Raw genomic sequence first — 11502 nt, 5'->3', positions numbered from 1 at the left:
TGGTGACTTCATTTTACACGAATCAATCATGGGCCGTTTTTTTATCTAGGTGTCGCACTTGATATTACAATCTGTCTCTCTTCCGCGCTTCGGTGAGCGCGACGTATTCCGGCGAATAGGCCAAAAACGGAAAGTAGCAGACGTACTTGTTCTCCCCGGACGCATACGCGTAGTAAATGCTGATCGGCGGCTTCGTCTGTTCATCGGTCAAAATCGGAATGAGGTGGTTGCTGTTGTCCGGCCCCTCGATCAAAATGATCTGCGGCGCGTATGCCTCAATCGTCTTTTGCAGATGGTAGGCGCAAGCAGGGCTGTGGTGCCTGACCGGAAGATAAACGACCTGCCCGGAAAGATCGTAGACCTCCTGCTCGACCAGCCTGTTTATTTGATCCATTTCTTCTCGTTGTAGTACGCTTCCCATAGGCCCTCTTCCTTTGCCCGTTCTTTGACCACCTTCGTGAAGTACGTTTTCAAAATGCCCGCGTCCTTCTGATTTTCCTTGACGACCGCACCCTGCAAGTTTTGCACCAGCCGCTCCAGCGTAATCGGCTTGCCCTCGTAGTAATAGGCGGTCATCGCGCTCTGCACGTAGACGGATACCGCTTCCGCCGTGCTCATGACGGATTGCGGCGACTCGATTTTGTAGCCTTCCTTCGTCTCGCCCGTGCGCAGCTCCATAAAGGTCGTCGCCAAAAGTTCCACGACATCGCGATCAATCTCGACTTCCACGCCGCTTTGCTGCAAAATCATTTTCGCTTGCGACTCGATGATTTGCGCTTCCATTTTGACGTGGTTGATCGGCGCGATCGTCTCGAAGTTGAAGCGGCGCTTGAGCGCTTCTCATCTCGTTGACGCCTTTGTCTCTTAGGTTGGCGGTGGCAATAATATTAAAGCCCGGCTTGGCAAACAAGATGCCGTCTGCAAGCTCGGGAATGTTCATGACTTTGTCGCTCAAAATGCTGATTAAGACGTCCTGCACCTCGAAGGGGCAACGGGTAATTTCTTCGAAGCGGGTGATGAAGCCCTTGTTCATGCCGTTGTACAAGGGCGACGGGACCAAAGCTTGCAGCGACGGTCCTTTGTCCAGCAGCATGGCGTAGTTCCACGAATACTTAATCATGTCCTCGGTCGTTCCCGCCGTGCCCTGGATCGTATTGGTGCTCGTGCCGCTAATCGCAGCCGAGAGCAGCTCGCTTAACATCGTCTTCGCCGTTCCCGGCTCGCCTACGAGCATGAGTCCGCGATTTCCGGCAAGCGTCACGATCGCCCGCTCGATCAGGGCATCGTCGCCGTAAAACTTTTTCGTAATCTCGATAGACTCTCCTTCGTACGCAAGCGGCTTGTCGGTGCCGAGAATAAAGTCGCGGACCGCTCGCGGCGACAATTGCCAGTTCGGCGGCTTGGCTCCAGTGTCGTTGGCCCGCAAAGCAGCCAGTTGCGCTGCGTACAAAACTTCCATCGGCGGCTTCATCGTTTCCATCCAAATGCCCACTCCGTTTCGGCTTTTTCTGACAAACATGGCTTATCTCAAAAATAATAAGCAAAGCAAACTTGGGAAATGAAGGGTATTTGTGCCCAATATTAGGAAGAATATGTGAAAATTTGCGCTTGGAGTCCTGGTGCGCGGCAATTTGAGGCGGGACTTTCGAGGACAAAAAACCTGGATCCCCCCAGGCAGTCAACAAGCAGCGAAATGATTACATCCACCTTTTTTTCGGTCACGGCTTTCTCCTTCTTCCTTGATTGTAACAATGACATGCAAAAAGTTCCATTTTTTCGAAGAGTTCTTTTTGTGAAAATGTAAGCATCGACAAACAGATGGAAGTTTTCTGCCGGGTACGTTCGTTGCCGTCGGATGCATGCTAGGCTTAGCATCGTGTTGTTCCTGTGTCCTGATAGCTCACGCGCTTTGCGCGTCAAAAAAAACAGGCGTGACCGAACATGTTTGTCCGCACGCCTGTTTGCTGTGGCATTTTACCGTTGCCTATTCGCTTGGATTGTCCTATAGCTGTGTGCGCAGGCTCCACAGCTCCGGGAAAAAACGGTGATCGAGCGCCCTGCGCAAATAAGCGACGCCAGAGGAACCGCCCGTTCCGGGCTTTTGCCCGATGATGCGCTCCACGGTCGTCATATGGTTGAAGCGCCATTGCTGCTGCTGGCTGGCGATGTCGACGAGCTTTTCCGCCAGCTCGTACAAGTCCCAGTATTGGTGCACGTCGCGGTAAACCGTCAGCCAGGCTTGCTCGACGCTCGCGTTTGGCTGATACGGCTGCGACCAGTCCCGCTCCAGGCACGCCGGGTCGATCGGCAAGCCGCGCGCCGCCATTTCCTTGATCGCCGCATCGTAAATGCTCGGCGCATGCAACGCTTTGTTCAACTGCCCGTGCAGCTTTGGCTGATGCTCGTACACGGCCAGCACATGAGCGTTTTTGTAACCGAGCGTAAATTCGATCAGCCTGTTTTGAAACGACTGAAAACCGGACGAGTGCCCGAGCTTGTCGCGGAACTGCAAGTAATCGGCGGGAGTGAGCGTGGAGAGCACATCCCACGACTTGATAAGCTGTTGCTGGATGCGCGACACCCGCGAAAACATCTTGAACGCCGGCTCCAGCTCGTGATTGGCAATACAGTCCATCGCCGCGGCAAGCTCGTGCAAAATCTGCTTCATCCACAGCTCGCTCACCTGGTGAATAATGATGAACAGCATCTCATCGTGATGAGTCGACAGCCGCTGCTGGCTTGCCAAAATTTTGTCCAGATGCAGGTAATCGCCATACGTCATTTCCTTCTTGAAATCGGTATGGATATCGTGTTCCAGCGAGGACTTGTCCGGTTCGTTGCTTCCATGCGGATGGGGATTCATCTGTGGTCGGCCTCCTTTTTCCGTTTCATGCAGACGATATGTATGCGCTTACATTACTGGGCGCGTACTGGCTTTACGTATTAATTCCTTGCCGCCCTGCACAGTTCCTGCTGTTCGGTTCTTGTCCGCCTGCATTTTCTCCGTGAACATGGCCACCCCAGAGGAAAAGGGCAAGGAAGTCGGCTCCTTGCCCCGCCGTTGCAAGCCATGGCGTCACAGTCCCCTTGGCAAACGATTGGAAAACGTGGCTACGCCAAGCCATTGGCGCAGCCTTAGTCGCTACGAAAACAACGGCCGCGCCCGCCCTTCATCCAGGTAGGCCCGCGCATGCCCCCAGAAGTACTTGCCCGGCTGCATGTAAGCGGCAAGCCCCGCCCGCGCAATCGTGCGTGCCGCCTCTTCATTCGCTTCCGTCAAAATGCGCTGCTCATCCACGGTCAGCACCTGCCGCTGATCCATGACCAACTGTCCGTCGACGATCACGTGGTTCACATCGCCGCCAACGGCCTGGTACACCAAGCGTTGGACGTGCATCGTTTCCGGCGTCAAATGAGCCTGCTGCATGTTCACCGTAATCACATCGGCCTTTTTCCCTGCTTCGAGCGAACCCAGCTCGTCGTCCCAGCCCACGCAGCGCGCCGCATCAATCGTCACCATTTCCAGCAGCTTGCCGGGCGGCAGGTAAAAGTAATCGCGCAGAGCCGCCTGCTGCAAAAGCTGCATTCTGCGCATCGCCTGAAACATGTCAAACGGCGTCATCGGCGAAGTGCCGTCCGTCGTGATGGCGACGGTCGCCCCCATTTCCAATAGCTCGGTGATCGGCGTCCGGGCGTTGATTTGCCCGAAACCGGGCGAAGCGCTCACATTCGTCCCCGTCTCCGCCAAAATTTTCGCTTCGTCAAACGAAATGCCGCGGCAATGCTGCAAGTGGACGTCTGGACCGAGCAAGGCGTACTCTTTGTCTTGCACAGCCAGATGAATCATGCCGCCAAACGCGTCAGAGTGAATCCTCGTGTCGTACTTGCGGGCAATTTCCCGGATTTTTCGCGCCTGGTAACGGTCAAAATCGGTGAGGCCAAACAACTGATCGGCCTGGGTCGGAGCCGACGGGTTGATCGACGTGACGATGACAAACGGCGTGATGTACGCCCGCGTCCTGTCCGAGTTGGCATGGTGCAGCGCCTCGATCACCGCTTCGGCTCCCGCCAGCACTTCTTCGTAGGTCACTTCCTTCGTCACCTTTTTCCCGTCGACCCAGCGGCTGAACGGATGCGGCCACGGCGGGTTGCACGGCCCTGTGCAAACGATCTCCCGCACCCCGACCTCCACGATCCGCCCGTCGTCAATCGCGACTGCGCCGTCCGCAATCACCCGTCTGTCCTTGTCCATCGTGATGACCACGCCGTTTACGAGCAATACATCGATCATTGGCAATCGCCTCCCTGTCTTTTTGTGCATGAGGGAAAAAGCGTGCTGCGGCCCCCTACCCTACACGATAACGAAAAGCAATGCCGTTGTATTTGCAAGAGTATTACGACTTTTTTCACGATCTTTACCTGTTTCGCCTGCCTGCCCGCTTTTGGCGACGCTTTCGCTGCCTGTATGCCGATACGATTTTGTCAAAAGGCTCCCTAGCTGAAAAAACCACCTTTCCCAAACGGAAAGATGGCGGATGGCTGACAGCGGGCAACGCTTTATGGATGGGTTCTGCGCTTGCGCAGGAAAACGATGAGAAAAACAAGAGCAGCGACAGCGATCACCCCGTAGACAAAGTGGGAGTAGACGTCCATCACGTGCAAAACATCTTGCCACGATTCGCCGAGAAACGCCCCGATCCACACCAGGGCAATGTTCCACAGCAGCGTCCCGATGCTCGTAAACAGCAAAAACAGCGGGAGATTCATCCGGGTCATCCCCGCCGGAATGGAAATGAGACTGCGCACCAACGGAATCATCCGGCAAAACAAAATCGTCCAGTAGCCGTATTTGTCAAACCAGGCATGCGCTCTCTCGATGTCTGTCTGCTTGACCCGCAGCAGATGTCCCCAGCGCTCTACGACCTTCTCGATTTTTCCTACGTCCAAATAGTAGCCGATCCCGTAAAGCAAAATCGCGCCGAGTACGGACCCGAACGTGGCCGACAAAATGACACCCGGCACGGTCAACGCCGAGTGTGTGGTCATAAAACCGCCAAATGTCAGGATCACTTCAGAAGGAATCGGTGGAAATACGTTTTCCAGCGCCATCATCAAAAAAATGCCCAGATAGCTGTATTGTTCAATGAAATGCGTCAGCCAGTTTTGCATACTACCCCTCTTTTATATCAACCGATGCTTATGATTCAAGTATAGAGACGATTTGTTCATAGTTCAATGAAAAGCGGCATTTGCCCGGGAGAATCTGTGCAAAGCTATGGGCCTTGCGCACGCCAAATCTGGTAAATATGGTACAATTCTTTCTATTAGATAGATTAGCAGAAAATGTAAAAGGAGCATTCCGATGCTGGTTTTGGTTGCCGTCGTTGCCGTTGCTGCTTTGGCTGCCCTGTACGACGCCCTGCGGAAAATCAACGCGAACATTCTCATGCAAGTCGAGCAAAACGAACGAATCATCAAGCTGCTGGAAGACATCAAAAAAAGACAATCATAGTGTTCAACCCAAGTTAAAGATCGTTTACCTGGACTACTCGCAGAGGCGGTCTTTTTTTGTACTTTTCTGCCCATTCAGAAACCAGACAAAGTGTGTCATATTTTTTGCAAACTGTTTCGAAATGTAGACTTTTCGCATCATTTAAGTATATGATGATATTAGCAAACAATTATTTGTTTGTCGAAAAACAGGTGGATTCCACTTTTTAGGAGGCGTTTCCATGTTCACTATCAGGGAATCAGATTTGCCAGGAATCGGACGAAAGTACCAGGTGGAAACAAGAAGCGGCGACAAGCTGATTATCATTATCCACGATGACGGCCAACGGGAAATTTACCATTTTGACAAAGACGACTGGGACGAAAGCGTCTCCATGGTCACGCTGGATGACCAGGAATCGCGGCAGTTGGCTGGCATCATCGGCGGGATGACCTACAAGCCGAAAGCGCTGGAAACGATCGAGATGGCGCTCGACCAGCTCGTGATTGAATGGTACAAGATCGAGCCAGGGTCAGCCTGCATCGGCAAGTCGATCGGGGAACTGGACATTCGCCAAAAGACCGGGGCTACCATCATCGCCATTATTGAAAAGGATCAAAAGCAAAAAGTGAGTCCGGGACCAGAGTGCGTTCTGACTGCAGGCGTGACGCTGGTTGTGGCAGGTGAGAGAGGGCAGGTGAAGGTGTTAAAATCTACACTCATATCAGGGGGGGCTTGATTTGGAACACATCGTCTTTGAAATTGGTCTAGCCATTGGCTTGATTGCCATCGCAGGGTTCATTTCGCAAAAACTCCGCTTTTCCATCGTTCCGTTTTACATCCTCATCGGCATGGCCGTAGGGCCGCACGCCGCTTCGATCGGTCTGATCGACTTTCGGTTTATTGAAAGCGAACCGCTCATTGACTTCATGGGTCGGATGGGTGTTTTGTTCCTCTTGTTTTACGTCGGGCTTGAATTTTCGGTTGGCCGTCTGATTAAAGCGGGACGCTCTATCGCGATCGGCGGCACTATCTATATAGGCATCAACTTTACGCTCGGCTTGCTCTTCGGGTACTTTGCCGGGGTTCCTTTCAAAGAAATTCTCATTATCGCCGGTATTACGACGATCTCCTCTACAGCCATCGTGGCAAAAGTGCTGGTGGATCTTAAACGGACAGCCAACCCGGAAACGGAAATGATTCTGGGCATGATTATGTTTGACGACCTGTTCCTCGCTGTTTACTTGTCCATCATGTCCGGTCTCGTGCTCAGCGGAGCCACATCGGTCGTCGGCGTCCTCACTTCTGCGCTGATCGCACTCGGCTACATGCTTCTGTTCATCATCGTAGGGCGCAAGCTCGTTCCATTGCTCAACCGTGCGCTCAATATCAAATCAAATGAACTTTTCATGTTGACGGTCTTTGCAGGCCTGTTCCTCGTAGCTGGTTTCTCGGAAACCATCCACGTAGCCGAGGCGATTGGCGCCTTGCTCGTCGGTCTGGTCCTTGCAGAAACGGTCCATATGAAGAGAATTGAGCACATGATTCTGCCTTTCCGCGACTTTTTTGGCGCCATGTTCTTCTTCAGCTTCGGCTTGTCGATTGACCCGCTTCAGCTCGGCGGAGCTGTCTGGCTGTCACTGGCGGCTGTCGCCATTACGCTGATCGGAAACTACACCGCCGGACTTCTGGCCGGGCGCAGCGCAGGCTTGTCGGCACGCGCTTCCTCGAACATCGGGCTGACGATTACGGCGCGCGGGGAATTTTCCATCCTGATTGCGAATATGGGGAAAGCAGGCGGACTGTTGGAAATTTTGCAGCCATTCACCGCCCTCTACGTCCTGATTCTGGCCATTCTCGGCCCGGTACTGACGAAGGAATCGAAACATATTCACAACCTGCTCAGCAAAGTGCTGCCGCTGGAGAGGATGTTTCAGGCAAAAGCAGCCAAGGCATCTGCTCCTGCGCCAAGCGCGGAAAAGCAACAAGGGTAATCATCCATAACGAAGAGAAGGCTGATTTCTGTGCATCCGGCGCACGTCAGCCTTCTCTTTTTTTACCCATGCAAGCTCCCCTCTAGGCGGACTCGCGGCCTGTACGAGCCAACGGGCAACTGAATCAGGCACGTCTTCTGCTCATCTGCCAGCCCGTAAATGCCGTCGCTTTTCGCCACATCGTACCCGAGCAGCGGATGTCCTCCCAGCCCGCAGGAAAAAGCGCCAAGCAGCAAGCGGTGTACCGCGATCCCCGCCTGCATCTGCAAAATCCTGTAGCCTCTGTCCCCCCATCTGTCGCGCAACTGGTTTCGCTCCCCCGCTACGTGGAAGCAGAGCGGCACCTGAAACAGATTGACATTGTCGAGCGTCATGCCCGCTTGCAGCTCCAGCCGCTGGTCCCCGTACCGTCTCGCCAGCAGACTGTGGCTGTCTGGCTCGTAGCGGTACGCCCCGTTTTCGATGCCGTCCACCTGGTGAATGCAGACGCAGAGCGCGGGCAGCCCACTGTCTGTGCCGCCGAGGTCATGGCGGTAGCGAAAAGCGCCGAACGCCTCCTGCAAGAGAGCGGATAGCTGCTCCTGGGCGATTTTTCGCCAAACAAAGTCAAGCTCCGGCGAAGTGCGGCGGCGGCAAAACTCCGCGAAATCGTACCGCTGCGGCAAGCTGTCCGGCAAAACATGCCGCTTCTTTGCACTGTCCGCGACTGGCTGCTCGGCGGCGGCTCGCGGAGTTCCAAATGAAGCGGTCGACTCGTACATCGCCGCTTCATTCATTTTGCGCAGCAGCGGGTAGTCTTTTTGCCTCTGCGAGCCGATATGATACCGATGCGTGACAGGTTCTAGCTGCCGGAGCAGTTGTTCAGCCGTCGTCTCCCCTCGGGATTTCGCTCCAGCGGAAAGCCCCGGCGCTGCGGGCAGCGGCCACGCTTCCTGTCGCTTCGCTGCAAGCGGCATGATCGCGTACACGCTCTCTTCGTTTCCGGACAAGCCGAGCAGGTGGTTGATTGCGCGATCCAAAAACAAATAGTGCACCCCTGTTTCGATGCCGCAACCCTCGGCCAAAGCCAACCATTGCCCGAGCAGCACTCCCGTGTCCAGCCCTTGCAGCCGGTATGAAAACAGGTCGTATTTAAAGGCGTTTTTCCAAAAGTAAGCGGAGACAAACAGCGCGCCAAAGCAATGGTGAAGCGCGCAGCGCTGGCCGAGCGACTGGCTTACGTAAGCATCGAAGTCGCCTTCGCGAAGCAGCACGAGCCGATGATGCGCCACATCGTAATGATAGACGCCCTGGGCCATGTACGAGAGCTTTCCGTACAGGTAGACTTCGTTCGGATACAACGCCCCGCCGGAAGGAATCGCCCTGCGGTAAGACTGCACGGGAAACAGCCCCTCCTCCGCGGCCTCTTGCGGAAATACCGTCTGGCTGACTTTTGCCAGTCCGTACATATAGTAGAGCAGGCTGCCGAGCTGGGCGAGCGACGGTTCGCCCTCTACCTTTTCCTCCGCCAGTGACAATGCCACCTCCGCAGGCAACGACACAGCCGGCAAGCCGCTATACAGCTTGTAGGGCAGCGGAGCGTCGTCCCAGTTCACTTCCAGATCGGGCGGCCTGACTTTTTCGGTGGCAAAATGCAGGTCGTGCACGAAACGCTCAAGGCTCATTTCCTCACACTCTCCCCCTTTGGTCGTTGCTTTTACGGAAACGGGTGCGGATGTGGATTCAGTTGGGCGTACGTGAGCGGCTGTTTGGCGTAGCCGAGCGTGACAGGAACGTGCAAGACGCGCTCCAGATTGGTCAGCCGCGTCAAATGGTGACCAAACGTCATCGGTAGCATCCCCGGAATCAGGACGCGCACGCAGGACAGCCCGATGCGGCTCACCTCTGGCGTCGTCTGCTCCACGACGATCACGTCGAGCTGCAAGCGGCGAAATACAGCCAACAGCGCCTTTAAGTCGTCTGTCAGATCCGCGTGCCTGCCCGGCTGCGCAAACGCCTCGGCAAACGACTGCTGCGGCCCGTTATTTTCGAGCAAAAAGCCGAGGCGTTCTTCCGCCTCCGGCAAGCCGTAGAGCATGGCGTGATCGTCCATTTTTTTCACGAGCGAGGCGTCGTGGTACATGCGCACATAGCGGTCGCGGTTCGCTTCAAACTTGTCGTGCAAATTGTTCAGCATCGCTGCCGTCTCGTGCAGCCCGCTTTTGACTGCCCGGATCGGATCGGGATGGGCGCCGCCTGCGCAGACGAGATTCAGCCCTGTCTGTTTGCGGTTTTTCGCGATCATCCACACGCTCGGAATGCCGTTTTCCAGCGTCGCGTTGAACAAGTGCAGGTCGTAGTCGGTGACGGACTCAAGCCGCGCGAGCATCAAGTCCAGCTCCCGGTCGCCGGACGTCGCCGGATCGAGCCTCGGCAGCGGCAGCCGGGCATACCAGGTGAGCAAAAAAGCATCGCGCTCCACCACTTCCAACATGCCGTAAAAAATCGCTTCCTCCAGGCTTCCCCCGATCGCACAGCCATTGGACGTCTCGAAGACGAATCCGTCTCCGTAGCCGAGACTGTAGTAAGCCATCCGCTCGGGAACGAGGATCGGCCGCTCCTTCATGCAGGAATAGCCCCATACCCAGTTCATCGGTCGCTTCGGGTCGAACGGCTGAAACGGAAAGCCGGGCATAGCGTACTGCTCCCGGGAATGAACGCCGCATGTCACAGGGTCGAGCGCGTGCTCCGCCAGATTCGCGTAGCAGTCGTAGACGACCGTTTTTTTGCCGCGCGGCGTCAAGCCGCAGTAGCGCTCCAGCCCTTCCAGAATCGCCGTCCACTCGCTGTCGGCATAGGAATTGGACCGCCCCGCTGTCGCTTCGTCGTGGGGAAACAGCGGCAGATTGACGCTCACATCCGAGTAAACCGAGACGAGATCGCGCATTTTCCCGTTTAAAAAGCCTGTCCGCGCATCCACGTATTCCGTGCGCAGCGCGGGCTGCAACTCCGCCATCGACTTCACGCGGTAGCTGTCCGGATGCCGCTTCGGACTCGGCTTCCAGGCAAACGTCGCCCGCTCTGACGTGTCCTCGTCCAGACGACCGCAAATGCCGCAGAGCGGATCGGCGAGAAAAAAGTGGCGAGAGCTTGCCAGCGTCTCTAGAGCGTATCTGAAAACTAAAGAAAAATATGGTATCCTATGAGAAAAACGAATTGGAGCACTGAGGATGATACAACGACGGTATGAAATAAGTGATGAGCAGTGGAATCAAATAAAAGATATGTTTCCACGATACAGAACAGGAAGACCGTCTAAATTAAGCAATCGGACGATGTTTAACGCAATTCTTTGGATTGCACGAAGCGGTGCAGCTTGGCGCGATCTACCCGAAGAACTCTATGGTTCATGGAAAACAGTTTATAGTCACTTTTGCCAATGGAGAGATACAGGATTACTTGTAGCAATCTTTCAATCCCTCCAGGTTGAACCCGATTTTGAAAACTTGAGCATCGACTCTACATCGATAAAAGCTCATCAACATAGTGCGGGTGCTAAAAAAACGCCCCCGGCCACGAAGTAAATCAGCATATCGGCGTCAGCCGTGGGGGCAAGACAACCAAGCTTCATACCGTCGTTGATGGCTTAGGTAATCCTCTCGCTTTTCTCCTGACGGGTGGTCAGGTCTATGATAGCGTCCCCGCCATTGATTTACTTCAAGAATTAGATATTGCTGGTAGTCATATTCTTGGCGATAAAGCCTATGGCTCAGAAGCAATTCGGAACTGGATTACATCACGCGAAGCATCCTTTACCATCCCTCCTAAAGCAAACTGTAAAGAACCTTGGGATGTGGATTGGTATCGCTACAAAGAACGCCACTTGGTGGAGTGCTTTTTCAATAAAATCAAGCATTTTCGTCGTATAGCCACCCGCTACGATAAATTGGCAAAATCATTCCTAGCGTTTGTACACATTGCCTCTATTTTTAAATTGACTCAGTAAGAGTTTTCAGACACGCTCTAGTATTCAGAACG

At 54.4% G+C, this 11502-nt stretch carries 9 protein-coding genes and 2 pseudogenes; 4 read left to right on the top strand and 7 right to left on the bottom strand.

Annotated elements, in window-relative coordinates:
- Window positions 1–64: 64 nt before the first annotated feature.
- From AC3WQH_RS13115 to AC3WQH_RS13095, 5 genes and pseudogenes are all read right to left on the bottom strand, one after another.
- Window positions 65–394, bottom strand: coding sequence for a DUF5682 family protein (locus tag AC3WQH_RS13115; protein ID WP_492332073.1), 330 nt, complete (start codon window positions 392–394; stop codon window positions 65–67).
- Window positions 382–1480: pseudogene (locus tag AC3WQH_RS13110) on the bottom strand (ATP-binding protein). Before AC3WQH_RS13110 ends, AC3WQH_RS13115 begins: the two are co-directional and overlap by 13 nt.
- 522 nt (window positions 1481–2002) lie before the next feature.
- On the bottom strand, window positions 2003–2863 hold the full coding sequence (gene kynA / locus AC3WQH_RS13105) for a tryptophan 2,3-dioxygenase (protein WP_005829598.1): 861 nt from the start codon (window positions 2861–2863) through the stop codon (window positions 2003–2005).
- A 279-nt stretch (window positions 2864–3142) separates the two neighbouring features.
- Complete coding sequence (locus AC3WQH_RS13100) at window positions 3143–4291, bottom strand: amidohydrolase family protein (protein WP_290426832.1); 1149 nt, start codon at window positions 4289–4291, stop codon at window positions 3143–3145.
- A 266-nt stretch (window positions 4292–4557) separates the two neighbouring features.
- Window positions 4558–5169: a DedA family protein gene (locus AC3WQH_RS13095; RefSeq protein ID WP_005829594.1), complete on the bottom strand. Its 612-nt coding sequence runs from the start codon at window positions 5167–5169 to the stop codon at window positions 4558–4560.
- A 193-nt stretch (window positions 5170–5362) separates the two neighbouring features.
- Between AC3WQH_RS13095 and AC3WQH_RS13090 the strand changes: the two genes are divergently transcribed.
- From AC3WQH_RS13090 to AC3WQH_RS13080, 3 genes are all read left to right on the top strand, one after another.
- Window positions 5363–5512, top strand: a complete 150-nt coding sequence (locus AC3WQH_RS13090) for a hypothetical protein (protein ID WP_167333261.1) — start codon at window positions 5363–5365, stop codon at window positions 5510–5512.
- Between the two features lie 220 nt (window positions 5513–5732).
- The gene (locus AC3WQH_RS13085) at window positions 5733–6230 is read left to right on the top strand and encodes a cation:proton antiporter regulatory subunit (RefSeq protein ID WP_007786369.1); all 498 of its coding nucleotides are present in this window, start codon (window positions 5733–5735) and stop codon (window positions 6228–6230) included.
- Window position 6231: 1 nt separating this feature from the next.
- On the top strand, window positions 6232–7485 hold the full coding sequence (locus AC3WQH_RS13080; protein WP_005829592.1) for a cation:proton antiporter: 1254 nt from the start codon (window positions 6232–6234) through the stop codon (window positions 7483–7485).
- Window positions 7486–7547: 62 nt separating this feature from the next.
- On the opposite strand, the gene AC3WQH_RS13075 is transcribed toward AC3WQH_RS13080, so the two are convergent.
- Window positions 7548–9149, bottom strand: a complete 1602-nt coding sequence (locus tag AC3WQH_RS13075) for a SagB family peptide dehydrogenase (RefSeq protein ID WP_005829590.1) — start codon at window positions 9147–9149, stop codon at window positions 7548–7550.
- 32 nt (window positions 9150–9181) lie between these two features.
- Window positions 9182–10645, bottom strand: a pseudogene (locus AC3WQH_RS13070) (TOMM precursor leader peptide-binding protein); the annotation flags it as partial.
- Between the two features lie 49 nt (window positions 10646–10694).
- On the opposite strand from AC3WQH_RS13070, the gene AC3WQH_RS13065 reads away from it, so the two are divergent.
- Window positions 10695–11470 (top strand): IS5 family transposase gene (locus tag AC3WQH_RS13065; protein WP_309478711.1). Its coding sequence is split into 2 segments (ribosomal slippage): window positions 10695–11022 and window positions 11022–11470, totalling 777 coding nucleotides; the frame shifts between segments, so codons are not numbered across the junction.
- The last annotated feature ends 32 nt before the right edge of the window (window positions 11471–11502 follow it).

The organism is Brevibacillus sp. FW301-21C12A, assembly GCF_058788915.1.
The sequence above is the reverse complement of the archived record's forward strand: the minus strand, read 5'-3'. Positions and strand labels throughout refer to the sequence as shown.